The organism is Geomonas diazotrophica, from assembly GCF_018919385.1.
Lineage (GTDB): Bacteria > Desulfobacterota > Desulfuromonadia > Geobacterales > Geobacteraceae > Geomonas > Geomonas diazotrophica.
This window is the reverse complement of the sequence record NZ_JAHLMF010000002.1, coordinates 281,875-306,263: the sequence shown is the minus strand read 5'-3', so window position 1 is coordinate 306,263 and position 24,389 is coordinate 281,875. Positions and strand designations below refer to the sequence as shown.

Here is a 24,389-nt window from a genome sequence, read left to right as displayed (position 1 = left end):
CTCCGGGCTCTTATACTGTTTCAGTAGGTCATCGATTACAGCAAGGTCAATGGTCATGGCAACTCCTTGGGGTAAGTGGATTTACCCCGAAATGACCATTTACACAAACCTTTTTACACCCCCCATTCGCAAAGTACGGCCGTGGTCGGTGGGTTTGACTTCATTAAACGTGCCGGCGGCGAGCCGTTCCGTCGGATCCCGCACGCGTTTTTTTTACCAGGGTGAAGTACAGGGGCACTCCGCGTACGGGAGGGCGGGAAACGCGGCTACGTCAGAAGATTCAAGAATGCCGACCGACAGGTTCAGGGGTACCATTCACCACTTCGCCTTTGACATGTATGCAGGATCTCTATATATTGCGATTGATTTGTGCTGGCAAATGAAAGTTGTTATAGGTAGTCCGACGTCTCCCTGTAGGGAGGGGAAGGGGGGATGGCCAGAAAACTGGCCATCCCCCCAGTTGGCACGAATTCCGACCGTAGCAGTGTGTCATATCAATAGTTTGCGTCAATGCATTTAGGTGTCTGCGCCAATATTGCACGGCGGAGTGGGAGGGTTGGTGACAATTTCCCACTAATAACTAGTTGAACGGCATTAAATGGATGACTGCTATGCCTGAAAGGGAGTGCTAATGAACATGAAGTTGTGTCGCTCGTTGCTTAGCTCGTTCACATTTGTGGCTACATTTTTCCTGATCACATTATGTTACTTCAAGTCGTCTAGCCTTCTTTCATTTTTCATTTCATCAGTTATAGCATTGCCTTTTGCCATGGTAGCCTTCGGGGTTCCATACGCCATATTTTCACTAATCATAGAAAAAAAGAAAAAGGGGGGGGTATGAAGCTGGTAGTAAAAATGTTTGGGTTTGTATTAATTATGTTGGCCATTTCAGTTAGCATCAAACCAACGATTGCATATTCTGTAGAGAAGATTGAACCCAAAATTTACCAACTGCTCGAAGTGACAGGATCAACAAAAAGCAGCATGGCGGCAAATATAAATAAAATTGGCTCCACGTTTAGCTCGTCACTTAAAAAGATAAATCCTAATATTCCTGATGACATAATCAACAAGTGCGGAGAAAGATATTCACAGATATTGAGTAAGCTATTTCTAGGTGAAGACGGATTACACAAGCAACTGGTTATGGTATATAAAAAATATTATTCAGAAAAAGATATAGATAGGTATCTTCAATTTTATCAAAGTAAGTTGTGGCAAAATGCATCAAAGAATAAGGGCAAATTAAGCAAAATTGAAGCTGATCAAGTCAAGACGGAATTTCAAAAAGTTGTTGATGCAACAGGAGGACAATCGAAACAAGATGCTATTAAACAAGATATGAAGGCTAAAACGGATCAATTTGTGGAGTCATCTTTAGGCAATGCCCAAAATGATCTCAACAAATACATGAGGACTTTAGGATACAAACTTGATGGCGACAAAATGGTAAAGTTGTGAACAATGGTCAAAAATGAGGTTCAACTAGCGCCAAGACCGGCCTGAAAACCCGCCGGTCGGGCTTATGGCGTTGGGGGAATAGGTCTGAGGGGATCTGGAGGACATATGCAGAGGCTGGAGCAGACAGCGGTGACGGGGCGGGAGGATAGACAGGGGTTGCCTCCCCATTTAGCGGCCTTATCAACGTTTTACGCGGCACTCAACGGGCGCAACCTTGAGTTGATGGCCTCCAATTGGCTGCAGAGCGATGAGGCGGCGATGGATAACCCACTCGGGGGTATAAAGCGGGGATGGGAGGAAATCAAGTCCGTCTACCAACGGCTTTTCGCTAGCCCGTCAGAGTACTGGTTCGAATTCTATGATTTCACCCTGCACCTGGACGGTAATGTTTTCTATGTGGTGGGGCGGGAGCGGGGAGAGTTCAAGACCGCCGGCACCGTCCTCTCCATGGCGATCCGGACCACCAGGATCTTCACTCATCGCGATGGCCGATGGCAGCAGGTTCACCACCACGGATCGATTGATGACCCGGATCTGCTGGCACGGTACCAGGCGGCAGTGAGACCGGGTATTGATAAATGAATAACTGACTGAGGACGAGCCCCAACAAGGCCAGTGGACCGGTCGCTATGCCCCCGCGCCGGTCACCGCCCAGGCGTTGGGCAAATGAATAATGTTACTGCGTACGGCCAGGCTTAGGAAGGCCGGGCGGAACGGGGGCATTAGATCGAGATCAGCCGGGGCAATTCCTGATGGGAATTATGTGATTATTCAATTCTGCCCCCTGGGCCCTGGAGGAATATGGCTAGTCGAAAAGATAAAGCAACAGAGCCTAACAAGCCTTTCTTGAGACGCCATTCTCTCAGCCTTACCGCGATAGGCATCCTGGCGCTCTGGTTTGTCCTCTATGTAAAATCCAATCCCAAAACGCACGCCGGATCTTTCTTCGGTAACGCTATCGCCGACTGGACTGGTGTTGTCATAACAGTTTTGGCTACAAAATGGTTTTTCGAAAAGGGCTCCAGGGAGAGCCGTCAACCTAAAAAAACACATAGGAATCGTTTTCTGGAGATGTTGCATGAACACTCGCTGACGATATTTCTCTTGATAACCGGGATAGGGTGGGCTGCTCTTTTCTTCGAGGTTGATCCGGATAGCAAATGGGGAACGGTAGTCAGCAATCTGGTTTCAGAGTGGACGCAGCAGATAGGGTTGGTGCTGCTTACTAAGAGGCTCATCGAGACCGGATCAAAAGAAAGCAGTGATAACAATTAGAGGGCAGGGGGAACGCGCATGAAATCATGGGCGTCCCCAGGTCCCCCAGGTCACCATGTGATCCCAACAAAGTGGGTGGAATGGTCTATGCGGGAGTAGAGAGCGGGAACGAGTCGGTGAGAGCCGGGCACTCCGCCGGTCACCTCACCCAGTTGGGCAAACGCAAGGAGAAAACCAAGTAAAAGCGCGAGGTCTAATGGCGAGGCTGTGCTACCAAGCGGACTCCGAGCGCGGAACAAACTCTGCTGATCGTGTCGAAACGCGGATGAGCTCCGGGACGTAAGGCTTTATATAGCGCTTCCCGAGTCAAACCGGCAGCATGCGCAATTTCGGCCATGCCGCGCGCTCGGGCAGCCACTCCCAGGGCATGGGCCAACTCTGCTGCGTCACCTTCTTCAATCACCATGGTGATATACGCCGCAATATCGGCTTCGCTTTTTAACTGCATAGCAAGATCAAATTCTGGCAGGTCGGATACAACGACTTTTTTGGGCATGGGTCAATCCTCCAATCTGGCTGCCCGCTCGAAGGCAATGGCGATGTCGGCTGCTTGTGTGGACTTGTCTCCACCGCCGAGCATAACTATAAGGATGTTGCCACGTTCTATGTAGTACATTCGCCAGCCGGAGCCAAAGAACTCACGCATCTCGAAAACGCCGTGGCCAACCGGTTTCACATCACCCAGGTTGCCTCGCTGGGCCTTGTCAAGGCGTCGAGCCAGCCGTAACCGAGTAGTGCGGTCTTTGATGCCATTTAGCCAAGCGTCAAATTCGGGAAGGGTCTTGACGATGTACAGGCAGGTATTGTAGTCGAACGATTACAAAAAGACAAGTGGCTCAACCGATTAATGCCCGAAGGGAGAGCCCAACAAGAAAGTTGGACCGGCCAAACCATCCGGTCAACTTCCGAGCAGTTGGAACACAACTCCCATGAAAATTATAATTGTCGTGATACTGTCATCGCTCCTTATCTCGTGTTCACACCTTTCACCAATCTATTGGGGGTGGGGAGAGTGGGGCGAGGCTGATGTCGCGGGGGTAGAGAACAACTCATTGGTAAGGATTGACTGGTCAACGCTTCCGGGCGTGGTCACGTCAATTGATGGGAACAAGGTAGGCTCCGGATACAAAAAGGCGAAACTCCACCCAGGCAAGCATTTGATTGAATACGCTTATTATCCTGCGGAGTTCGGCGTGCACCCGAAGGGAAGTGTCGAATTAGACTTCAAATCGGGACATTGGTACCAGTTCGAAATAAAGCTTTGCTATTGGTGTAGGCCAAGAAAATTCGCCGCGTGGCTTCACGATAAAACCACAGGCGAGGTGGTGTGGGGAAAACCTCCGGATTGGCATTTCTTATGAGAAGATGAACCATGATCATAAAGTACAGTCGAATACCTTCATTCATGTTCATCGCGGTGAGCCTCGCTATCGGATTGCCTCTGATGTCAGCACTTGCCAAAAACGCCATCGAGACCAACTTCGCCTGGATCGCATTGTCGATTGTGTTTGCCTCAATCCTTGCTCTGCTGCGAGGGATTCAGCTTCTGATTGCCCCGCCTACGGTGCTGGTATTGGATTGCGAAGGAATACATGTTTATTACAAGTTCGGAAGATCCTTCACAAAGGACGCTGACTTGTTGCCATGGAAGTTGATTGAGAAGATGCAAATCATCAGAGTTCACGGCAAGGATAACAGCTTTAATTGGGCTATAGAGATTCTCTTGTCTGCTCCTCCATGCTTTGACACTACCAAAAGGAATGCCTTGCAATGGACCATAACCGGCCCGTCTGATCCTAACGCATTCTACCTTGACACCTTCGTGCTGGACCTCTCGAGGGAAAAGGCGCTTTCTGCCTTGCAAGCCTCATGGCATAAATGGCAAGGAAATGCAGGGAGATGAACGGACCAGGCAACGAAGCCGTCAACCACGTGGTGCGGACGGTCAATAAACGCAGAACGCTGAGACGTACATGGGTGACGACTTTCCTGGAAGGGCGGGAGGAGGCGAGATAACCATGACCCAGATGAACGAGAATTCGGGAACACCCAAGAAGGCCACGTGGCAGTCTCGCTGGCCGGCATTGAGTGCGTTACTGGCACTTGGCGGGCTGTACGCTGCACTCCCCTCCTCCTTGCTGATTGGCGGGACGCGTTGGTTGCCTTTGGTCGTTATTTCCGTACTTATCGTGCCTGTTCTCATCACGTATTACAAAGGCGCTCACACTGCGAATCAGGTGCTGGGTTATGTCTTGAATGGCGTGGTGACAGCTTTCATGATCATTTCTCTGGTATTGCTGATCAAGGCTTTGCCTTCACACAAGGAAATGCCGCAAGAGCTTTTGAAGTCTGCGGCAGCTCTTTGGCTGTCCAATATCCTGGTTTTCGCGTCATGGTACTGGCGGCTAGATGCCGGTGGGCCGCATAAACGAGCGCAACGAGCAGATCACTCAAGAGGCGCTTTCCTCTTCCCTCAGATGACGATGCCCCCGGAAAGAAGGCATGCAGCGGGATTACAGGAGTGGTCTCCGAACTTCATAGACTACCTCTTCCTCGCCTTTAATACGTCCACAGCCTTTTCCCCGACGGATGTACCCGTCCTGTCGCGTTGGGCGAAAGTCCTGATGATGCTGCAATCGATCATTTCCTTGCTGGTCATTGCTCTACTTGCGGCACGAGCTGTTAACATCCTGTGATCTCAATGCGCGTGAAGGGTATCGGACGGGGCAACCCTTGACACGAGGCAACGGTAAAGAGCTACAATTCAAAAAGGTGGAAGCACCGACAGAAAACGGCAAGATTCTACATTGCGGCCAGGTCCTGAAAGTACCGAGAGGAGAGCGCGATGAGCAACGAACAGGTGGCGCCTGAGACAAAAGGGGTTACGGTGAAGTTACTTGCGACGGTTGACCTTGGTCCTGAGATCGAGGGGATGGCGGGGCGCCAACTGCGCATGCGTATGGTGACCATCGAGCCTGGAGGCGTTTTCGGCCCGATTCACGACCACAAAGACAGGCCGGGCACCGTCTACATACTGCAAGGAACGATCACCGACCATCGAGATGGAGTCGCTACGGAGTACGGACCGGGCGTGGGCTGGCCCGAGGACCGCAACACCACGCACTGGCTCGAGAACAGAGGAACCATTCCGGCCGTGGAGATCTCGGTCGATATAGTGAGACAGTAGTGAGCTCGGGGCGTCGATGAAACTGGTACGGACGGGAATCGTTATCTTCGCCTTTTTTGTCGCAGGGTGTGCCGTACTCGCGAGCAATCCGTACTACGAGCCCTCCGCTTCGGTTCCCGTTGTCGGCAGTACCGGCCGCGGCGGCCCCGTCTACCTCCGTTTCGGTGGGCAAAACATGATAATGACCACCGGCAAGCCGGTCGATGTCGGGGTCAAGTCCGGAGGGTACATCGGCGGGTACGTGCCGATGGCAATGGGACCCATCCTCCCCGTATTCCCTCTTTTTCTCACTCCCCCTGATCAACCTGATCCGATGATCCTGCTGCAGCTGTACATCCGCCCCCACGTCGACGACCTGGTGCTAAACCCAAAAGCCATAACCGTGAAGAACAGCAAGGGAGTCACCTTCAGCCCGGTGCGGGTGCTGGGACCTCTCAAACCCCACTCGATCCCCCTCAACGTAGTAGACGTAACCTATGACAAGGAAGAAGCTCTTCGACCCGGTGGTGACATACAGATCAACAAAGGGAAGGCCTCCTGCTTTCTGCTCCAGTACGACATGGCATCGTCACCGGACTGGAATATTTCCATGCAGGTCGACGGCATCAAGGTCGGCTCCCGCGCCTACCCCCCCGATGAATTCAGGTTCCGGCGCGGCAGCGCTGTTTACTTGATCTGGGGAGGGCGGGAAGAACTTTGCGCCGACGTTGATTGAATCCCGGGTGCGTGCTGAAGCCTCGTCCACTGAAGGTGTCCAAAACGTTTGGTATGCTCGATACGGCGTAGGTGAGATGGACTTCTTGTCACCGGTGAGGTTCGCATGGTAAAGCCGGGGTATCGATGGGTGCCGAAAAAATGGTTGGTTCTGCTCTTTGTCCCCCTGGTGTTGCTCCTGACCGGATGCGCCGCCGGGAAGACGTGGAAATACCTGCCCGCGACGAGGGGGGAGGAGCGGTCCATCTACGTGATAGCCCACGGCTGGCACGCGGGGGTCGCGTTGCCGGCCGAAGAGCTGGGGGAGGAACTGGGGTTCGTCAAGCAATACCTGCGTCCGGGGCGCTACTACGAGTTCGGCTGGGGGGAGGCCGAGTTCTACCAGGCCGACAAGGTCACGCCGTCCATCTTCCTGAGGGCCGTCTTCTGGAGAAATCCGAGCGTCATGCACGTGTTCTCCATGCCCGCCACCCCGGCAGGGCAGTTCGGCGGCGCCGACATGGTCGAGCTCAAGTTGTCGGAAGCCGGGTTGAAGCATCTAAAGGATAGCTTGCGCGCCAGTTTCAGGTTCGACCCGGCGCATCGTCCCTACCCCTTGAAGGGGGGGACCCTGGGTGAATACCGGTTCTTCAGGGCGCAGGGGGAGTACCTCATCACCCATACCTGCAACACCTGGACGGCCAAGGTGCTGGCAAGCGGCGGAGTACCCATGGATACCGCGTTCACCCTGCGTTCTGCGGGGGTGATGAGGCAGGTGAAAGCTGCCCGGAAGGAGTACCTGAGGCTGCGGCCGTCTGAGTAGGTGGTACTCGTGATGTCACCCCTTTTCCGCGCTGCCACGATAGGTATACCCCGCCAACCTGGGGACCCCCTCTGCGTACCCGGCATCGAGCGCCGCGATCCTGAACCCTGACGCCTCGATCAGCCGCGGGATGGGGCGGTCCAGGTGACACCCGCCGGCCACGTGTTTCCACCACGGCGTGATCCGCTTTTGCCATCGCAACACCCCGCGGTCGGGTGCCGCCCCGTGCTCGCAAAACAACAACCTTCCCTGCGGTGCAAGTACGCGCCGCATTTCCGCCAAGGCCTCCCGCCAGTCGGTTATGCTGCACAGCGTGAAGGTCAACAGCACCGTGTCGACGCTCCCGTCCTCCAGGGGGATGGTGGCGGCCGGCAGATCGAGCCAACGCACCGGCATCCCGCTGCGCCGCACATTTCCCTCCGCCGCCTTGCGCATCCCCGGCGACGGCTCCAGCCCCCAGATGCAGCTCACCTTGTCCCGGTCGTAAAAGGGGAGGTTCAAGGCCGTCCCCATCCCCACCTCCAGCACGCGCCCTTGTGCCAGCGGGACGATCATCTCCCGTTGCTGGGACAGTGCCTTCATCCCGCAGACGCAGTTGGTGAGATGGGGGAGACACAGCTCATGGTAGAGGTTCACGATACTACCTCGCGCCTTGAAGCATGGCAGCGGTGCGTGGCCTTTAAGAACTTGCGACAGCGTTGAATTGGGTTAGGCTTGTGCAGGCATGACATATGGCAGCCTCTCCTTCGGAATGTCACATTCTTGGCAGCTTTAATTTCTGCTAAGATACATAAAACCTTCGCGAGCATTTTGTCAACGTCCAGTTGCTGTCTGTCAAGAGAGGTATGATGTTCCGGCCTTCCTCGCTGTCCATCCGCTTTTTGCTGCTGCTCATCGTCTTCGTCGTCGCCCTTCCGGCGGCCGGCGTCATCCTGTATTCCGGCATCGAGTTCCGCAACGCCATGTTGGAGGAGGCCCGGCACGAGACCCTGCGACTGACCGAGAGGATCGGAACCGAGCAGCGCAACCTGGTGGTGGCGGCCGAACAGCTGATGACCTCGCTGGCACAGCTTCCCGAGGTGAGGGAGCGGGACAAATCGAGGGTCGAGCCTATCCTGAGGGAACTGCTCAAGCTGAACCCAATGTACGCCAACATCACCATTGCGGACCGGACGGGGATGATGTGGGCCTCGGCGATGCCCCTGAGCCAGGCTGTGGATGTCAGCAAGCGGCGCTTCTTTGAAAACGCCGTACGCAGCGGCAGGCTTTCCTCGGGTGAGTACATCGTGAGCCGGATCATCACCAAACCCGTCTTCAACCTGGGCTATCCATTTAAAGACGAGCGGGGTGGGATCGCGGGGGTGATCGGGGTCAGCATCAACATCGGCAACTACCGGCAACTGCTGCAGCAGATGAACCTCCCCGCGGGGGTCAGCTTCGTGATCCTGGACCACCAGGGGATCATCCTCGCCCGGGGGATCGAGCAGGAACGCTACGTGGGGAAACCTTACCCGGCGCAGGCCTTCCGCAAGATGCGGCAAGGAGCCGAGATAGGCACCGAGGTTCGGGAGGGGCTCCAAGGGGACAAGAGGATCATCTCCTACCGGAAGCTGCGGCTTTCCGGGGAAGCGGCCCCCTACCTGTACATCACCGCCGGCATCCCCGTGGATGTCGCCACCCGCGATGCCCGCCGCGCGCTTACCCACGGCATCGTGCTGCTGTCGTCGGTCCTGCTCCTGGCCTGCGGCTGCGCGATCCTGATCGGGAAACGCTGCATCGGTGACCGCATCAGAGTGCTGGAGGACGCCTCGGAAAGGCTGGCCGGCGGCGATTCACAGGTGAAGATCTCGACCCTCGTGGTTGGGGGGGAGCTGGGCAGCCTGGCGCAGACCTTCGACGCGATGGCGGAGCAACTGCGGGCCAGGGGGGACGCCCTCGCCCGCAGCGAGGCGTTCCTGAACACCATCATACAGACGGAACCCGAATGCGTGAAGCTGCTCGACCGCGAGGGGCGGCTGCAGATGATGAACAGAGCCGGGCTCAACATGATCGAGGCCGACTCACTGGAGCAGGTGCAGGGTGAGAGCGTCTACCCCCTGGTTACCCCGGAGTACCGCTCCGCCTTCATCGAGTTGAACAGGAAGGTCTTTTGCGGCATTCCCGGCAACCTCGTCTTCGAGGCGATCGGCCTGAAGGGGAGGCGGGTCTGGCTGGACACCCATGCCGTCCCCTTCCGCAACGATCAAGGAGAGATCGTGTCGCTGCTGGGGATCACCAGGGACATCACCGAGCACAGAAAGAGTGAGGAGGAGCGCCGCGAAAACCTGCTGCTGTTCGAGTCGCTGATGCGCTATTCCCCCATGGGGATCCGCATCTTCGACGGTGAATCGGGCCAGTGCATCCTGTTGAACCAGGCTACGGCGGATATAGCGGGAGGGGCGGTGGAGGCGATGCAGGAGCAGAACTTCCGGGAACTGCGGTCCTGGCGGGAAAGCGGCTTGCTGGAGGTTGCGGAACAGGTGCTGGAGGACGGCGTGGCCCGGGTGCGTGACGTGGGCCTGCATACCAGCTTCGGCAAAGAGGTGGCCATGTCCTACATCCTGTCCCGGCTGCTGATGAAGGACAAGAAGCACCTGCTGGTGGTGGGGCGGGATGTCACCGACGAAAGGCGCCTTGCCCAGGAGAAGAAACAGATGGAAGCCCAGATCCTGCACGTCCAGAAGCTGGAGAGCCTGGGAGTGCTGGCGGGAGGCATCGCCCACGACTTCAACAACATCCTCATGGCCATCATGGGCAACGCCGAGCTGGCGCTATTGCGGCTGCCGCAGGAATCCCCGGTGCGGACCAACCTGCGCAACATAGAGAAGTCGTCGCAGCGCGCGGCGGATCTGGCCCAGCAGATGCTCGCCTACTCCGGGAAGGGGAGGTTCGTGATCGAGGTAGTCGATATGAACGCGGTCATCAGGGAGATGAGCCACATGTTGGAGGTTTCGATCTCCAAAAAAGTCGATATGCGTTTGGAGCTGGCCCCACGTCTACCCCTGCTGGAGGTGGACGCGACGCAGATCCGCCAAGTCATCATGAACCTGGTGATCAACGCCTCGGAGGCCATCGGCGACCGGGACGGGGTGATCTCGGTCAGGACCGGCACCAGGGAACTGGATGCCGACGCCGTGTCCCGGCTCTGGCTGAACGACAGTCTCCAGGAGGGGCCTTACGTCTACTTGGAGGTCTGCGACGACGGCTGCGGCATGGACCAGGAGACCTTGAGCAAGATCTTTGATCCCTTCTTCACCACGAAGTTCACCGGGCGCGGGCTCGGCATGGCTGCCGTTTTGGGCATCGTCCGCGGCCACAAGGGGACCATCGAGGTGCGCAGCGAACCGGGCAAGGGGTCCGTCTTCACCGTGTACCTGCCCGGGCCCTCGGTGGAGGCCCGTCTGCCTGCGCAGCAGGCGCAGGGCGCCACGACGGCTCACGGCTCCGGCACCGTGCTCCTGGTCGATGACGAGGAGGCGATACGCAGCCTGGGGCGGGAGATGCTGGAGAGCCTTGGCTACAGCGTGCTAACCGCCGAGGATGGTGCCGCCGCCGTGGAGACCTTCAAGCGGCGACAGGACGACGTCGACTGCGTCATCCTCGACCTCACCATGCCGCACCTGGACGGGGAACAGGCCCTGCAGCTCTTGCGGGCGCTGGACCCGCAGGTGCAGGTGATCCTCTCCAGCGGCTTCAGCGAACAGGAGATCACCCAGAGGTTCATCGGCAGGGGGTTGGCGGGGTTCATCCAGAAGCCGTACCGTCTCGCGGATCTGAGCCTCAAGCTGCAGCGCATCCGCAAAAGGGAGCAGCGGCAGTGACCGGCTCTCGGTGATGTTTCGGGGGGAGCAATGAAAGGGGGGGGGCGAAGCCTGCGCCTTCGGGGCTACTCTGCACCGGTGGGGCGAGGAGGGGCTAGCGGATGATGTCGGTGATGCTCGTGACCGAAACCGCGTCGGCGTGGATCCTTCCCTGGAGGGCCAGGAATTCGTCGACATGCTCGAAGAATAGCTCGAGCAGTTGCGGGTCGAAGGCCTTGCCGCTTTCGTCCATCATGATCGCGGTGGTCTCTTCCACGGTGAAGGCCCTCTTGTAGACCCTCTCGGTCAAGAGGGCATCGAACACGTCCACGATGGAAACCACCCGGGCGAAGATGTGGATTTCCTCCCCCTTCAGGCCGTAGGGGTAGCCGGTGCCGTCCCATTTCTCGTGGTGCTGCAGCGCGATGATCCTGCCTGCCTCGATGACCGGGTAGTCCCTCGCCCCGGACATGATCTTCCCGCCGATCACCGTGTGCTCCTTCATGGTTTCGAACTCGTCCGGCAAGAGCTTGCCCGGCTTGAGCAGTATGGCGTCGGGGATGCCGATCTTTCCCACGTCGTGCAGCAGCGAGGCGAAGTAGAGAAGATCGCACTCCTCGCCGGGGATGCGGGCCAGCTGGGCCAGGCGCTTGGAAAGCTGGCTGATGCACTTGAGGTGTGATCCGGTCTCCTGGTCCCTGAACTCGGCCGCCCGGCCCAGGCGCAGCGAGATCTCGTACTCGCTCTGCAGGGCCCTGGCCAGCGCCTGCTGCAGGGCCGCGGTTCTTTTGGCCACTTCCATCTCAAGGACGGCGTTGGTGTTGCTGGCAAAGTCCGCGAGCCTCTTGTTCCGGATCTGGTTCATGACCCGGTGGCGCAGTTCGCAGAGGTTGAACGGCTTGGCGAGGAAGTCGTTGGCGCCCAGTTCCAGCACGGCTGCCACCTCCTCGCCGTCCGCGGTCGCCATGACCACCGGAATGTCGTGCCAGTGCACGTCCTGCTTGATCCGGCGCAGCACCTCGTAACCGTCCAATACCGGCATGTTCAGGTCCATGACGACCAGGTCCACCTGGGGGTGGGCCGAGATGGCATCGATGACCTCCTGACCGTTGCCGGCCTTGATCAGCGTGCATTCGAACTGCTGCAGCATCTGCTCGAGCATGCCGAGGTTGAGGGGATCATTTTCCGCCAGGATCACCCGTACGTTTTCGAACATCTTCGTCTCCCTAACTTCTCAGCACGCTGTCGTCGACAGAGTCGGCCAGGGCGGCCAGCAGGTCGAGATCCAGGCGCTGCAACGCTGTGATTTCCGCGGCGGACATGATCAGCCCCGCCTGCAGGGCGGCGCGTTCCAACGAGGCCGTTGCCTGCCGCCGAAAGTTGTCGTCCGTGATGAGACGCCCCAGAAACTTTTCCACTGATTCTTGCGACATCCTTCCTCCCTTAACCCTGTGCTGCGATTCTCGCGGCGATTGCCCGATCGCCGGAAAAGGCATTTACACATAGAGTGCCAAAGAATCGGGACGGCATTTTCCGGCAGGTTGACGGGAATTGGCCCGCGCGCAGTGGCCTTTTTGCGGACAAGGTGGGCGCAATCGGGACAGACCGGGCTTTCCGGGCGAAGCGTGCACCGGCTTTAGCTGTAGAACATCTTGCGGTTCACCTTGAGCAGCTCCGCCGCCCGCGACTTGTTGCCGCCGCAGCGCTCCAGCGTCAGTGTCAGCACCCGGTCCGTGATGGCACGCAGGGACAGCTCGTCGGGGGGGAGCTGCAGGTGGTATTCCACCATCACACCCGGGTCCGGGCGGCTTTGGGCATCGCTGCCGGCGAGCCTCAGGTGTTCCGGCCGGATCAGTTCGTTGGAGACCAGGATGGTCGCGTACTCCAGAACGTTTCTCAGCTCGCGGATGTTGCCCGGCCACGAGTACTCCATCATCACCCCCAGGGCCTTCCTGGAGACGCCCGGCAGGGCCTTGCCCTGGTGCTGCCTGAAGAGGTTGATGAAAAAGTCGACCAGCAGCGGGATGTCTTCCCTGCGCTCGCGCAAGGGGGGGATTATGAGCGGGACCACGTTGATCCTGTGGTACAGGTCCTCGCGGAACTCCCCCTTGCGCACCATCTCGGCCAAGTCCCGGTGGGTGGCGGCGATGATCCGGAAGTCGGCAGGAATTGCCTTGTTGGAGCCTATCTTTTCGAAGCTGCGCTCCTCGAGGACGCGTAGCAGCTTGGCCTGCAGGCTGGGCGGCATGTCGCCGATCTCGTCGAGCAGCACCGTTCCCCCCTGCGCCAGGGAGAACTTTCCCTCCCGGTCCCGGTCCGCGCCGGTGAAGGCGCCCCTGACATGGCCGAACAGCTCGCTCTCCAGCAAAGCCTCGGGTATGGCGGCGCAGTTCACCGCCACGAAGGTCCCCGGCAGGGCGCCGGAGGTGCAGTGTATCGCCTTGGCGAGCACCTCCTTTCCGGTGCCGCTCTCGCCGGTCAGGCAGATGGTGGTGCGCGGGGAGGCGGCGGCCTTCCCCGCCACTTCCAGCACGCGCCGAAAGACCGGCGATTGGGTCACGATGTTCTGGAAGCTGAACTTCTCCTGAAAATGTTCCAGAAGCTGGGCGTTTTGCCCCGAGAGGCGGCCGAATTCCAGCGCCCGTCGTATCGCGAGTTGAAAGGCGTCCCCCTTGCACGGTTTCTCCAGGTAGTCGAAGGCCCCTTCCTTCATCGCCGCCACCGCGGACTCGATACTGCCGGCTGCGGTGAGCATGATGAAGGTGAGGGAAGGAAACCGCTCCCTGGCCGCGTGCATGAAGGCGATGCCGTCCATCTCCGGCATGACCAGGTCGGAGATTACCAGGGCCACCTTTTCCTTTGCCAGCAAGGCCAGTCCCTCCTGCCCGCTTGCCGCGGTGAGGGCGCTCATTCCCTGGCTTGCCAGCTGCTTTTCGATGATCGCGAGGGAAATGGGATCATCGTCGACTAGTAACACCCGTGATTCTGTCATAGTAACCGCCGAAACTGCTTTTATTGGCACCGGCAGGTCCCATCCTGGACAAAGAGAGCGACAGCTGCGCCGGATATGAAAGTAAAAGTTTTACTCTTTCAGAGCGTATCGGATCATTTTTGTCTATCTTGAATCAATAGGTGGGAATCAATGCTTTGCGGATTAGCGATGAGGAGGGGGGAAACAGAGGCAGAGCCGGTGCGGATGGCTCAGAGCAGCACCCACACCGTGACAGGGAGCGTGAAGAAGGAGAGGCAGGTCTGCGCGGTGATGATGGAGGCCATGCTGTCGTGGTCGCCACCCATCTGGCGGGAGAGGATGTAGGAGGCGGGCGACGTGGGGACGCTGAAAAGCAGCAGCACAGCCCCGGCCGCCGCGCCGGTCAGGCCGGTTGCCGTGGCGAGCGACCAGGCGAGCACCGGCTTGCAGAGAAACTGGATGCCGCAGCTCACCAACAGCGGTTGCCAGTGCCGGGCCAGGTTCCCTGCCCGGTAAGCCGCCCCCACGGCCATGAGTCCCACCGGGAAGGCCGCTTTCCCAGCCAACGCCACTGTTCCGTCCACCGCGGCCGGGAGCTGCCACCCCGAGGCGTTGACGCCTATCCCCACCAGGCAGCCGATGATGAGCGGGTTGCGCACGAGGTCGGCCGCCAGGCGTCGCAGGTCGAGCCCTCCGCCGCTGCCGACGGTCAACGAGAAGGCGGAGACGCAGAGCACGTTGATGAGCACGATCATGAACCCCGCGCCCAGGGCCGCGAGGAAGAGGCCGTCCTTGCCGAACAGGCTTTCGGCCAGGGCCAGGGCCACGAAGGTGTTGAAACGGACGCCCCCCTGGAACAGCGAGGTGAACACGCCCCCTCCCATGCGCCGGTTGGCGGCGCCCCACAGGATGACCAGGAGCGCACTGGCGGCAACGACCCCCTCGACGGTAAGGAGGATGCCGAACCAGGGGAGTGAACCGATTTTCTTGCCGGCGAGGCTGTGGATGAGGGCGGCGGGCATCAGCAGGAAGTAGGTGAGCCGCTCTGCCGAGGGCCAGAAGGAAGGGGAAAGGAACTCGCTGCGCCTGATCAGGAAGCCGACCAGTATCAGGGAGAGCACGGGGGTGAGGGCGTTTGCTATGGTGATCAAGCTACTCTCCTTCTGCATCGCAGTGGATAGAGAGTAGCACGGGTGTCACATGGCGAAAAAGTTCATAATACTTGCGCGACGCTCAAGTTTTTTTAAAGTAACCGCACGCGCGGCGGAGCTCGTCCAGCACCAGTTGGGTGAGCGCAAGGCGCGGATGGTGGCGTTTCTGGTACATGCCGACCCTCCTGGCCAACTGGGGAGTGCCGAACGGGGTCAGCGTGAAATGCCTTTTCGCCTCCCTGAGCCGTAGCCGGTTCAGCGGCATCACGGCGATCCCCAGCCCCTCTTCCACCAGGCTCATCGCCGCTTCCAGCGAATCGAACTCCATCACCTCGCGCGGGCGGATCCCCTGCGCCAGCAGCTGTCCGTCGACGAGGGCGCCCGCCCAGGCCGTCTTGTCGAAGCGGACGAAGGGATACGCCGCGAAGAGCTCGGCGACCGTGGCGACTTCGCCCCCCTTGGGGGCGACCACGAAGAACGGCTCCTCGTCGTACACCCGCCACTGGAACTGCTCAGGGACGGAAAACGGCGGCTCGGTGGTCAGGGCCGCGTCGAGGTCCCCCTCCTCGACCTGCCGCACCAGTTCCGCCGACAGGCCGGAGACGAGCCGCACCTGCATCTCCTGGTGATCCTGGCGCAGGCGTCCCAGCACGGGGGGGAGCGGCCCGGTGATTACCGTGGGGACAGCACCCAGGGTCAGCACCCCCTTGATGGCGCCCGACGGGGAGAGCTCGCTCTTGATGCCGTCGTAGAGGTCGAGGATCTCCCGGGCCCGTTGCACGACCAGCTTCCCGTTCAGGTTCAGCCTGGTGCCCCTGCCGGTTCGCTCGAAGAGCGGCACGCCCAGTTCTTCTTCCAGGTTTTTCATCTGCAGGCTGATGGCCGATTGGGTCAGGCAGAGTTGTTCCGCCGCCGCGGCGAAACTTCCTTTGCTGGCGATGGCGGTGAGGATGCGAAGGCTGCGCAGGGACATCAGGGGCTCCGAAGCATTTGTGGATGGGGTGCGGTCAGATGTGCAGCTGTTCTATGGTGATTCCCAGTGCGACGGCAATCTTTCTCAGCGTTGCCATACGTGGACGTGCGTTCGGTTGTTCGAACTTGGCGACGGCGGCTTGCGACACGTTGAGCCGTCTGGCGAGCTCGTCCTGGGTCAGGCCAAGTTCTTCCCGCCAAGCCTTGATGAGGGACATGTCGTGCAGGACATGGGCTTCGACCACGGCCTGAGGGATTCCGGCGCTCTGTGCTTTCCCCGCCTCTAAAATGGGGCGAATGCGTTGGAATTCTTCCCAGGGAACCAGAACGAACGCCGGCTGTCCAGCGTGTTCTATGATCTGGTACTCAGTGTGTTCGCTCATCTCGTTTCCTTATCTCTTCGATGCCCTGCCTGACCGGCTTGGGCCGGCAAACCACTTCCAAATATTATAACCTATTATAACTTTCATGCAAGGTCGGTTGTCCGCTGTTCCGTGACGGCGGTCATCTTTCTCCGATGCGGAAGATGGTGCCGCTGCCGTAGTCGGCGAGGTAGACTTCGCCGTCATCATCCTCACCGAAGGTGGAGATGGCGTATGGGGTGTCGATCAAGAGCCTGGTCTGCCACTTCCCGCCGACCCTGCGCAGCCCCCAGATGCGGCCGCTGCAGAAATCCCCGTACAGGTAGATGCCGCGCAGGGCCTCGATCTTGCCGCGATAGACGTAACCGCCGGTAACCGAGCAGTCCCCATGGCCATGCCGGTAGACGGCGACGGGGAGGGTGAGGGCTGTCTTCTTGCAGTTGGGACTCTTGAAGCAGCGATCCCCCTCCATGACGTTCCAGCCGTAGTTGGCGCCGGCCCCGGAGCCGGCGGGCTGGAAGTCGATCTCCTCCACCTCGTCCTGCCCGACGTCGGCGATGTAGAGGTCGCCGGTGCCGCGGTCGAAGGAGAAGCGCCAGGGGTTGCGCAGGCCGTAGGCCCAGATCTCGTTGCCGAAGGGATTTTTCGGCAGCCGGTAGGGAGCCGTGTCCGAGCTCACGTCGATGCGCAGTATCTTGCCGAGCAGGGTGTCGAGCCGCTGCCCGTTGCCGTGGGGGTCGCCGCCGCTGCCGCCGTCCCCCATGCCGATGTAGAGCATGCCGTCGGGCCCGAAGGCGAGCTGGCCTCCGTTGTGGTTGGCGTAGGGCTGGACGATGGTGAGGAGTTGTTTCCGACTGGCGGGATCGGCGACGTCGGGCTTTTCGCCCGCCTTGAAGCTGGCGATCACCGTGTTGCCGATGCCGGTCCTGTTGGTGTAGTCGACGTAGAAGGTTTTCCTGGTGGCGAAGTCGGGGGGGAAGGCGAGGCCGAGCAGCCCCCGCTCGCCCCCGGACTTCACCAGGGAGGTGATGTCCAGAAACGGGACGGGGTCGAGGGTCCCGTTGCGGATGATCCTGATCCTGCCCTGTTGCTCGAGGACGAAGAGCCGCTTGCTGCCGTCTCTGGCGCTGACGATGGCGGTGGGCTGTTTGAGCCCCTCGACCACCGGCGTCAGGACGAGTTTGGCGGGGAAAATGGCGCTGGCGGATGACGCGGCATGACAGCTAACGGCGCAGACGGCAAAGCAGAGCGAAACGGCGATGGTACAGAGCACGGCAGCCGTTCGCCGTGAAGCTCTCTTGCAGTTCATAGACACCTCCCGGGCTGGTTTGAGTGCGCGGCAGAGAACGCGGCAAGTATATCCGGCATGGAGACCATGTCCACGCAGACGATTTCCCGCATTGTGCCGAGCGGTCGGCCACGCCTCGGCTCCCTCGCAGAGACGATGAACGGGGGGCGAGTTCACATATTTACATTGATAGTGATTAACGAAGCGTGGTATGCTGCGCCTGCCGAAGGGGGGGAGAACTCGTTCCGTGCCGGCGCGTGATGCCAAGGGGGGATTATGAATAAGTGGATGCTCAACGTTGTCATGGCGGTTACGCTCACGTTCTTCTTGTCTCCACCCGCACGTGCGGTGACGGCATGGTGGCTGGAGCCGGGGATACTGGTCGAGGCGGACGAAGCGGTCACTCCTGCGGGGGCGACCGGCCAAACGCTCGCAGTTACCACCGCCAACAACTCGCTTGCCACCGCCAAGGCTTTAAGTGTCGGGGGCGCTCCCGTGGACGGCGTGATCGTGGCCGGCATGAAAAGCTGGTACCTCTTGGCTGCCGAAGACGGTCCCGGCTACATCCGCATCGGATCGACCGGTCCGCTGTTGATCGAGGACGCCATCGGGGCAGCGGGCAACGATTCGGCTCCCGGCCCCTGGTCCCGCAAAAGCGTCGCGCCGCAAAACGGGGCCAAGTTGATCGAGACGTCCATGATTTCCATCACCGACCTGGCCCGCATTCGGAAGGTTCCGCGGGGCTTTGTCAGGCTCAGTACCGAGAGCACCACGCCTGTTGCGTACCGGATCTCCTTTGTTTCCGAATTGCCGGAAAGCCGGGTAGGATCCGCCTACGGACCGGGGAGCGCCGCCAGCCAGTACATCCTGGCTCTGGCCAACGGCGGCCCCCTGAACGACCTGTACCGAACCACCCGGGTCCGTTACACGAAGGACCAGGCAATGGCGCTTCGGGAACGGCTGTTCGGCAAATCGGCCACGGCTTCCCAGTTCTTCCGGGTACACGACAAGGATCCTTCCGTCGACCCGAATCTCACCGAGTCGATGCCCGTCCAGCACATCATCCTTTCCGATGATCAGTCCCGGCACTGGGCCTTCGTGATCAGGTGCGAGCAGCGCGACGGCCTTTGGGTGGTCGCCGACGCCGGCAGGGACCCGGATCTGAGCGATGCGGAGGTGGCGGCAATCGTCCGCCGCGACCGGGAGGCGGGCGGCAATTTCAGGACGGGGGAGGGGGCCAGCCAGCAGAATCAGCACCCGGCCTCGAAAACGCCGGCGAAGCCGAGGGGCAAGTGACCGCGAGGCGCGCGAAAGGCTGCCGCCGCAGGCCTCGGCACATGAATGAGCAGGAGGAGACGTGAAACACCGCGAAACCATGTCCCGTTTCAGCCGCTTCGCCACCTGGGCCTCACACACCTCGGGGCACCCGTCCTCCTTCATATTCGCCCTGGCGATCATCGTGGTCTGGGCGGCAACGGGGCCTATATTCAAGTTCAGCGACACCTGGCAACTGGTCATCAATACCGGCACCACGATCATCACCTTTTTGATGGTCTTCGTGATCCAGAACACCCAGAACCGCGATTCCGCGGCCATTCAGCTCAAGCTGGACGAGATCATCCGGTCGCTGGACGGGGCGAACAACGCACTCCTCAACATGGAGGAACTGGACGAGAAGGATCTCGAGGCGATCCGGCAGAGCTATTTGAAGCTGGCGCAAGATGCGCGCAACGCCTTGCGCGAGGGGAGAAAACAGGAGGCGGCAGCTCCGCCTTCCGTATAAGGGACAGTGGCTGGTGGCAGCGGACCGGCTGCCCGTGGACAATGACAAGTATTGGGGAGGGAATTATGTCGACACCGTTAATCGCACTGGCGGCGATCCTGGCGTTTTTCGCCATCGTCATCATACCGTTCATGTTCATGAAGAGCGATCAGCAGCAGACCGTCGAGCCGCAGCATGATCACGGCGGCCAGGCGAAGAGGGGCCGGAAGAAGAAAAGGAAGCGGTAGCTGCTTTCAAATGGACTAGCTGGGGCGGACGATCTCGGCTGGAAAGGACGCAGATGGTAGCGGTCTAAGGCTTCGCGGTGGAAGCTTGATCGTCAATGGTCGTACTGACGAGAGGAAACCTGTCGGGGTGCAGAATGCTTTGTAACTCCAGGTCCACGTCCAGATCTGGCCAGTACAGGTGCTCCGAAGAGAGGAGTTTGACGTTCACCAGTCTTCCTATCGAGGCGTCTTTGAACCAGGGAAATTTTTCGAAGGGAAGAAAGAGTTCCCTTTCGTGGACGAGAAGCCAAAAGCCATGTGTGGAAACGTTGGTGACTCCAACGTCGGAAATGTCTTTGCCATGCCTGCCGTATGTCATTTTCGTGTTCCCGAATCAGCCTCTTGACGAGGCCAAGTTCCTTCTTGGAAAGGCCATAATTTTCTGCCAGCTCGACTTGAGGTTCCATCCAAAACTTGGCTTCCCCCGAATGCCCGTGCACGTGAATGTGCATGCGCAATTCCTCGCGTGAAAAGAAAAAGAAGCGAAAGCCGCCTTCCCTGAAAACGGTAGGACTCACGGGTTCCTCCGGCAGGACGAAGACAGATTACTAAAACCGCCAATCTTTGGCAAGCTGCCGCGAGTTTTCGTTTGTCGCCTGGGGGGCTTCCTCTATCTCGCTATGGCGTTGAATTCGACGCGGCTGCGGTTGGCGGTTTCTTTTTCGGGTGCCTTGTAGATGTTGTCGCTTGCCTGGAACAGTTTTTCCGGCGGCAGCCCCCCCTTGGCAACCAGGTACTTGATCACGTTGGCGCTACGCTCGCGCGCCAGCGACTGCAATTCGTTCTCCCCGACCACCGTGTTGGCGACGATCAGCTTCTTCATCTCGTTGTCGGGGAGGTCCTTCACCATGCCCAGGGCGTTGCGCGGCTTGGGAAACTTCTCCTTCTTGTAGACCGCCTTCAGGTATTTCGAATATTCTTCCGCGGAGAGCTGCACGTTCTCGCTGCTCTCCCCTTCCTTGGTCTGCTGCTCCTTGACCAGGTGCAGGAACTTCTCGTTCTTCACCTTGCGGGTCAAGAGCTCCTGGCGATACCCCTCCGGATCTTTCCCCTTATCCACGAATCCCTTGATCTCGAGCTTGAGCCCCGGGCGGTCGGCGACGACCTTGGCCAACTGGGTCAGCTTCTTTTCTTCGTCCGCCGGCAGTTCGCTGGAGCCGGGCTGGAAGTTGATGACGCTGAAATCCTGGCCGCTGCCGCCAAGCGACGAGAGCAGGGCAAAGGGGGACGTGGCCGCCTTCACCAGCAGGTTCTTCAGCACCTGACCGATCAGGCCCCAGATGCTGAACTGCGGATCGTCGGTGCGCCCAGTGACCGGCAGGTCGAGATGGATCTCCCCGTTGCGGTCCTTCAAAAGGGCGACGGCGAGCCTCACCGGGAGGCTGGTGGCCTGGCTGCTGTCCACTTTCTTGCCGAAGGTGAACTGATCGATGAACACCTTGTTTTCCGAGGTGAGCTGCTTTCTCTCGATGAGGTACTTGAGATCGAGGAACAGCTTTCCCTTGTCGATGGCGTACCCGAGATAGGTGCCGGAGTACGGTGTCACCGGGGAGAGCTCGATGTCGCGGAAGGAGACCTTGAGGTCGACGAAGAGGTCGTCCCGCAGCGGGTTGAGCCTCCCCGTGATCTGCATCGGCGAGTGGTTTTCCAGGTTGCCGCGCAGGTCGACGTCCGCGAACTTCGATTCCTCGGAGCTAAGCCCGCTGACCCGCCCGCCCAGGTTGTAGAAGGTGCTGTTGAAGGTCTGGGGCAGGTGGTTGTCCGTGAAGGCCAGGGTTCCGTTCTGGATGGTGACGCTGCCGACGGAGACCTGCCGCTGTGCTGCGGGCGCCTGTGCTGCGGGCGCCTGCGCTGCGGCAACAGTGGCGGCTGCCGGTGCCGGTTTCACACCGGCTGGCGCGGGAGCCTGGACCGTTGCCGGGAGGGGGGCAGGAGGCGCGGCCGGCTCCTTCTTCACCATGTCTTGAAGGTTCAGCGTCCCGTCCCTCCTGATGATGATGCGGGAGTAGACGTCGTTGAGCGCGACCTCGCGGATGTTCAGCACGAAGGGATCGAAGTTGCCCTGGAACTCGTCGAACTGCAGGCTCTCCCATTTCAGGAGGTCCTGATCGCCGACGGCGTCGATGCTGTGGAAGTCGCGCACACCCGCGTTCCCCCGGAAGCTCCCCTTGGCCTTGCCGTCCTTCAACGCGAGGTCAAGGTTCAGCGTGGTGTCGAGTGAGCCTCCGATCACGGAAAAATTGAAGCTGTCGGGGAAATACGGCTCGAAATCGGCGATGGGGAGCCGGGCGATGCCGACGTTCCCCCGGTAGCGGAATGGAGCGGGGGTAACCGTGCCGTTCAACTTGAGGGCGGCCCCCTTGCCGTAGGTCGCGGAGAAGCGCAGGGGCGCCGGCGCGAACTTCGGCCCCTGCAGGTTCGAGAGGGTCAGGTTCGTGTTGCGCAGGGTGAAGCGCGGCGGCTCCTCGAAGGTCTTGTCGGTGAAGGCGAAGTTGAGCTTCTCCAGCTGGAGCTGCTTTAAGACGTAGGTCCCCCTTCGCGGTGAACCAGCTACGGGGGACGAGGTCCCTTTTCGCGGTGAGGCTGCTACGGGGGACGAGGCTTGCGCGGGCGCCTTTGCAGCCGGTTGGTCGGCAAACAATGAGAGGAGTGACAACTTGCCGTCGGCCTCTTTCGACAGGGACATGCTCCCCTGGGACAGGCGGATCTCGCCGATCTCCAGGCGGTTGTCGCTCTGTCCGAAGGAGGCGTCCTTCACCTGCAGAACGGCGAGGTCGAAGCCTTCCTTGCTGCCGTAGCGGGCGGCAAGACCGGCAACCGTGAGGTTCCCTTTCTGAAGGGTCACGCCGGAGGACTCGCTGTAGCCGACCTCCGCGGCCAATCCGACGGTGCCTTGCACCGGCGCGGTCAGGTACTGGCTCAGGTAAGGCCAGGCGCGCTGGAGTCTGAGCCCGGCAAGCTGGAGCGACGAGGTGACGCTGAGCGGCGCGGCGGAAAACTTCCCTTCCGTTTTCAGCGTTGCCCCGTCGTCGGGTTTCAGCGAGAGCTGGTAGCTAGCCGCCGTTCCCGGCACGGTGCTGACGTTTCTCGCCGAGAGCTCGATGTCCGAGACCGTGGTCTTGAAGCCCCCCTTCGGCAGATCATCACGGAAGTGGACGGTCGCCTTGCTTAAGGAGAAAGAGGGGACGAGGAGCACCGTCTTCTGCTCGGCCTCGGTCGCCTTCTTCGGTTCCTCCTGTTTCTTGGCCGGGGGGATGAGCCGCGAGTACATCCACTCCCCGCGCTGGTTGCGCTCGACGAAGAGCTCAAGGCCGCTGGCACTGATGGACTCGAACTGGAAGTTTCTGGCCAGCGCCTCCAGTTTGGCCGCCTTTACTTCCAGCAAGGGGAGGCGCAACAACGGTTTCCCCCCCGGAAGATCGACGGCGACGCCATCGACCCTGGTCACCCCCTTCAGGGTCAGCTCCGGTTTTTTGTCGGCTGAGATGCGATAGGCGAGGTCAAGATCGACGGTCAGTTTCCCAGAGGTGAGGTCGACGGGGGGCTTGACGGGGGAGTAGGCTACGTATTGGGGCAGGCTCAGCTCTTTTAGTCCGATGTGGACAGAGGTTTCCAAGGACTTGCTGAGCGGTTTCAGCTTTCCCGCGAAATTGAAGGGCGCGCCGTTGATAACCGCGGAAACGCGCGGATCGACGTACTTCTCGGCGAGATACGGGCTGTTGCTTATGAACGGTATCGCGACGTTGAGGCTGCGGACGCTGTGTTTCCTGCCGCCGTCGACGATGCGGTCGTCAAAGTCCATGGACCCGTTCTTGATGGTGATGTTGTTGAGGGAAAAGCGCGTCGGTTCTTTTTTTTCGGTCTGCTTTTCCTTGGGTTGCCGCTCGATTATGTCGCTGAAGTTGAAGCGGTTCGGGGCCGTGCGCACCAGGTTGATGGTCGGGGTGTCGAGGGTGAGTTCCGAGAGGATCAGCGTCCTTTTGAAGATCGATGCCGGCGCGACCGTTGCCTCCAGCGCGCGGAAGGCGATCAGGGGCGGGCCCGTCTTTTCGGCAACGGCGAAGTCCCTGACCGCAACGTGCAGGGTGAGCGGGTTGATGCTGACCGAGCCGATCCGTGCCGCGCGCCCAGTAGCATCCTCGATCGCCGCTACCGCCTTATTTTTTACGATGATGGGCAGTATCGTTGCAATGAAAAGAGCCAGGACGGCAATTACTGCTATTGAAATGACGGCGTATCTTCTGATCTTTGGCAAGGGAAACCTCGATGGTCTGGTTGTCGTTCCGCTTACTATAACTTAGCACTTTTGTGATAAAGT

At 59.5% G+C, this 24,389-nt stretch carries 25 protein-coding genes and 1 pseudogene; 13 read left to right on the top strand and 13 right to left on the bottom strand.

The genetic code is table 11. The annotated features are described in order from the left end of the window. Positions 1-837 precede the first annotated feature (837 nt). The 3 genes from KOM00_RS03605 to KOM00_RS03595 all read left to right on the top strand — a co-directional run bounded on the left by KOM00_RS03605 (position 838) and on the right by KOM00_RS03595 (position 2,736). Positions 838-1,461 (top strand): DUF2059 domain-containing protein, encoded by a 624-nt coding sequence (locus KOM00_RS03605; protein WP_216497462.1) that lies wholly within the window; start codon positions 838-840, stop codon positions 1,459-1,461. Positions 1,462-1,566: 105 nt separating this feature from the next. Continuing rightward, entirely contained in the window at positions 1,567-2,043 is a 477-nt protein-coding gene (locus KOM00_RS03600; RefSeq protein ID WP_216497461.1) for a YybH family protein, read from the top strand. 219 nt (positions 2,044-2,262) lie between these two features. Continuing rightward, a complete protein-coding gene (locus KOM00_RS03595) occupies positions 2,263-2,736 on the top strand; it encodes a hypothetical protein (protein WP_216497460.1) in 474 nt (157 codons plus the stop codon). 193 nt (positions 2,737-2,929) lie between these two features. Here KOM00_RS03595 and KOM00_RS03590 read toward each other — a convergent pair whose 3' ends face one another. Beyond that, on the bottom strand, positions 2,930-3,232 hold the full coding sequence (locus tag KOM00_RS03590) for an addiction module antidote protein (RefSeq protein ID WP_216497459.1): 303 nt from the start codon (positions 3,230-3,232) through the stop codon (positions 2,930-2,932). A 3-nt stretch (positions 3,233-3,235) separates the two neighbouring features. Then, the gene (locus KOM00_RS03585; protein ID WP_302467776.1) at positions 3,236-3,526 is read right to left on the bottom strand and encodes a type II toxin-antitoxin system RelE/ParE family toxin; all 291 of its coding nucleotides are present in this window, start codon (positions 3,524-3,526) and stop codon (positions 3,236-3,238) included. 139 nt (positions 3,527-3,665) lie between these two features. Here KOM00_RS03585 and KOM00_RS03580 point away from each other — a divergent pair, with 139 nt between their 5' ends. From KOM00_RS03580 to KOM00_RS03555, 6 genes are all read left to right on the top strand, one after another. Then, positions 3,666-4,097 (top strand): hypothetical protein, encoded by a 432-nt coding sequence (locus KOM00_RS03580; protein WP_216497458.1) that lies wholly within the window; start codon positions 3,666-3,668, stop codon positions 4,095-4,097. Positions 4,098-4,108: 11 nt separating this feature from the next. Beyond that, entirely contained in the window at positions 4,109-4,639 is a 531-nt protein-coding gene (locus tag KOM00_RS03575; RefSeq protein ID WP_216497457.1) for a hypothetical protein, read from the top strand. Positions 4,640-4,754: 115 nt separating this feature from the next. Next, entirely contained in the window at positions 4,755-5,432 is a 678-nt protein-coding gene (locus KOM00_RS03570; RefSeq protein WP_236026719.1) for a hypothetical protein, read from the top strand. Between the two features lie 149 nt (positions 5,433-5,581). Next, the gene (locus KOM00_RS03565) at positions 5,582-5,923 is read left to right on the top strand and encodes a cupin domain-containing protein (RefSeq protein ID WP_216497456.1); all 342 of its coding nucleotides are present in this window, start codon (positions 5,582-5,584) and stop codon (positions 5,921-5,923) included. 16 nt (positions 5,924-5,939) lie between these two features. After that, entirely contained in the window at positions 5,940-6,638 is a 699-nt protein-coding gene (locus KOM00_RS03560; protein WP_216497455.1) for a hypothetical protein, read from the top strand. A 144-nt stretch (positions 6,639-6,782) separates the two neighbouring features. Beyond that, positions 6,783-7,439 carry a DUF2459 domain-containing protein gene (locus KOM00_RS03555; protein WP_236026718.1) on the top strand — a complete coding sequence of 219 codons (657 nt, stop codon included), beginning with the start codon at positions 6,783-6,785 and terminating at the stop codon, positions 7,437-7,439. A 15-nt stretch (positions 7,440-7,454) separates the two neighbouring features. On the opposite strand, the gene KOM00_RS03550 is transcribed toward KOM00_RS03555, so the two are convergent. Next, complete coding sequence (locus KOM00_RS03550; protein ID WP_216497453.1) at positions 7,455-8,075, bottom strand: class I SAM-dependent methyltransferase; 621 nt, start codon at positions 8,073-8,075, stop codon at positions 7,455-7,457. A 209-nt stretch (positions 8,076-8,284) separates the two neighbouring features. Between KOM00_RS03550 and KOM00_RS03545 the strand changes: the two genes are divergently transcribed. Continuing rightward, positions 8,285-11,299, top strand: a complete 3,015-nt coding sequence (locus tag KOM00_RS03545) for a response regulator (protein WP_236026717.1) — start codon at positions 8,285-8,287, stop codon at positions 11,297-11,299. Positions 11,300-11,393: 94 nt separating this feature from the next. On the opposite strand, the gene KOM00_RS03540 is transcribed toward KOM00_RS03545, so the two are convergent. The 7 genes from KOM00_RS03540 to KOM00_RS03510 all read right to left on the bottom strand — a co-directional run bounded on the left by KOM00_RS03540 (position 11,394) and on the right by KOM00_RS03510 (position 18,043). Then, positions 11,394-12,494, bottom strand: coding sequence for an HD domain-containing phosphohydrolase (locus KOM00_RS03540; protein ID WP_216497452.1), 1,101 nt, complete (start codon positions 12,492-12,494; stop codon positions 11,394-11,396). A 10-nt stretch (positions 12,495-12,504) separates the two neighbouring features. Next, positions 12,505-12,711 carry a Franean1_4349 family RiPP gene (locus KOM00_RS03535; protein ID WP_216497451.1) on the bottom strand — a complete coding sequence of 69 codons (207 nt, stop codon included), beginning with the start codon at positions 12,709-12,711 and terminating at the stop codon, positions 12,505-12,507. 203 nt (positions 12,712-12,914) lie between these two features. Then, complete coding sequence (locus tag KOM00_RS03530) at positions 12,915-14,270, bottom strand: sigma-54-dependent transcriptional regulator (protein WP_216497450.1); 1,356 nt, start codon at positions 14,268-14,270, stop codon at positions 12,915-12,917. A gap of 209 nt (positions 14,271-14,479) precedes the next feature. Beyond that, the gene (locus tag KOM00_RS03525) at positions 14,480-15,400 is read right to left on the bottom strand and encodes an AEC family transporter (protein WP_216497449.1); all 921 of its coding nucleotides are present in this window, start codon (positions 15,398-15,400) and stop codon (positions 14,480-14,482) included. A gap of 82 nt (positions 15,401-15,482) precedes the next feature. Beyond that, complete coding sequence (locus tag KOM00_RS03520) at positions 15,483-16,373, bottom strand: LysR family transcriptional regulator (RefSeq protein ID WP_216497448.1); 891 nt, start codon at positions 16,371-16,373, stop codon at positions 15,483-15,485. Between the two features lie 34 nt (positions 16,374-16,407). After that, positions 16,408-16,755: a helix-turn-helix domain-containing protein gene (locus KOM00_RS03515; protein WP_216497447.1), complete on the bottom strand. Its 348-nt coding sequence runs from the start codon at positions 16,753-16,755 to the stop codon at positions 16,408-16,410. A gap of 121 nt (positions 16,756-16,876) precedes the next feature. Continuing rightward, complete coding sequence (locus tag KOM00_RS03510; RefSeq protein WP_216497446.1) at positions 16,877-18,043, bottom strand: PQQ-dependent sugar dehydrogenase; 1,167 nt, start codon at positions 18,041-18,043, stop codon at positions 16,877-16,879. 255 nt (positions 18,044-18,298) lie between these two features. Here KOM00_RS03510 and KOM00_RS03505 point away from each other — a divergent pair, with 255 nt between their 5' ends. The 3 genes from KOM00_RS03505 (at position 18,299) to KOM00_RS03495 (ending at position 20,032) form a co-directional block, all read left to right on the top strand. Further along, positions 18,299-19,318, top strand: a complete 1,020-nt coding sequence (locus tag KOM00_RS03505) for a hypothetical protein (RefSeq protein ID WP_216497445.1) — start codon at positions 18,299-18,301, stop codon at positions 19,316-19,318. A 61-nt stretch (positions 19,319-19,379) separates the two neighbouring features. Further along, a complete protein-coding gene (locus KOM00_RS03500) occupies positions 19,380-19,805 on the top strand; it encodes a low affinity iron permease family protein (RefSeq protein WP_216497444.1) in 426 nt (141 codons plus the stop codon). Positions 19,806-19,870: 65 nt separating this feature from the next. Beyond that, entirely contained in the window at positions 19,871-20,032 is a 162-nt protein-coding gene (locus KOM00_RS03495) for a hypothetical protein (protein ID WP_216497443.1), read from the top strand. A 64-nt stretch (positions 20,033-20,096) separates the two neighbouring features. Here KOM00_RS03495 and KOM00_RS03490 read toward each other — a convergent pair whose 3' ends face one another. The 3 genes and pseudogenes from KOM00_RS03490 to KOM00_RS03480 all read right to left on the bottom strand — a co-directional run bounded on the left by KOM00_RS03490 (position 20,097) and on the right by KOM00_RS03480 (position 24,326). Beyond that, on the bottom strand, positions 20,097-20,390 hold the full coding sequence (locus KOM00_RS03490; protein ID WP_216497442.1) for a DUF2442 domain-containing protein: 294 nt from the start codon (positions 20,388-20,390) through the stop codon (positions 20,097-20,099). 37 nt (positions 20,391-20,427) lie between these two features. Continuing rightward, positions 20,428-20,523 (bottom strand): annotated as a pseudogene (locus KOM00_RS20980) (DUF4160 domain-containing protein); the annotation flags it as partial. Between the two features lie 158 nt (positions 20,524-20,681). Next, the gene (locus KOM00_RS03480; protein ID WP_216497441.1) at positions 20,682-24,326 is read right to left on the bottom strand and encodes a DUF748 domain-containing protein; all 3,645 of its coding nucleotides are present in this window, start codon (positions 24,324-24,326) and stop codon (positions 20,682-20,684) included. Positions 24,327-24,389 lie beyond the last annotated feature (63 nt).

Excerpts from the sequence above, each read along its gene's own strand:
- KOM00_RS03605 (WP_216497462.1), top strand. The coding sequence starts at position 838 with ATGAAGCTGGTAGTAAAAATGTTTGGGTTTGTATTAATTATGTTGGCC.
- KOM00_RS03600 (WP_216497461.1), top strand. The coding sequence starts at position 1,567 with ATGCAGAGGCTGGAGCAGACAGCGGTGACGGGGCGGGAGGATAGACAG.
- KOM00_RS03595 (WP_216497460.1), top strand. The coding sequence starts at position 2,263 with ATGGCTAGTCGAAAAGATAAAGCAACAGAGCCTAACAAGCCTTTCTTG.
- KOM00_RS03590 (WP_216497459.1), bottom strand. The coding sequence starts at position 3,232 with ATGCCCAAAAAAGTCGTTGTATCCGACCTGCCAGAATTTGATCTTGCT.
- KOM00_RS03580 (WP_216497458.1), top strand. The coding sequence starts at position 3,666 with ATGAAAATTATAATTGTCGTGATACTGTCATCGCTCCTTATCTCGTGT.
- KOM00_RS03575 (WP_216497457.1), top strand. The coding sequence starts at position 4,109 with ATGATCATAAAGTACAGTCGAATACCTTCATTCATGTTCATCGCGGTG.
- KOM00_RS03570 (WP_236026719.1), top strand. The coding sequence starts at position 4,755 with ATGACCCAGATGAACGAGAATTCGGGAACACCCAAGAAGGCCACGTGG.
- KOM00_RS03565 (WP_216497456.1), top strand. The coding sequence starts at position 5,582 with ATGAGCAACGAACAGGTGGCGCCTGAGACAAAAGGGGTTACGGTGAAG.
- KOM00_RS03560 (WP_216497455.1), top strand. The coding sequence starts at position 5,940 with ATGAAACTGGTACGGACGGGAATCGTTATCTTCGCCTTTTTTGTCGCA.
- KOM00_RS03545 (WP_236026717.1), top strand. The coding sequence starts at position 8,285 with ATGATGTTCCGGCCTTCCTCGCTGTCCATCCGCTTTTTGCTGCTGCTC.
- KOM00_RS03540 (WP_216497452.1), bottom strand. The coding sequence starts at position 12,494 with ATGTTCGAAAACGTACGGGTGATCCTGGCGGAAAATGATCCCCTCAAC.
- KOM00_RS03535 (WP_216497451.1), bottom strand. The coding sequence starts at position 12,711 with ATGTCGCAAGAATCAGTGGAAAAGTTTCTGGGGCGTCTCATCACGGAC.
- KOM00_RS03530 (WP_216497450.1), bottom strand. The coding sequence starts at position 14,270 with ATGACAGAATCACGGGTGTTACTAGTCGACGATGATCCCATTTCCCTC.
- KOM00_RS03520 (WP_216497448.1), bottom strand. The coding sequence starts at position 16,373 with ATGTCCCTGCGCAGCCTTCGCATCCTCACCGCCATCGCCAGCAAAGGA.
- KOM00_RS03515 (WP_216497447.1), bottom strand. The coding sequence starts at position 16,755 with ATGAGCGAACACACTGAGTACCAGATCATAGAACACGCTGGACAGCCG.
- KOM00_RS03510 (WP_216497446.1), bottom strand. The coding sequence starts at position 18,043 with ATGAACTGCAAGAGAGCTTCACGGCGAACGGCTGCCGTGCTCTGTACC.
- KOM00_RS03505 (WP_216497445.1), top strand. The coding sequence starts at position 18,299 with ATGAATAAGTGGATGCTCAACGTTGTCATGGCGGTTACGCTCACGTTC.
- KOM00_RS03495 (WP_216497443.1), top strand. The coding sequence starts at position 19,871 with ATGTCGACACCGTTAATCGCACTGGCGGCGATCCTGGCGTTTTTCGCC.
- KOM00_RS03490 (WP_216497442.1), bottom strand. The coding sequence starts at position 20,390 with ATGACATACGGCAGGCATGGCAAAGACATTTCCGACGTTGGAGTCACC.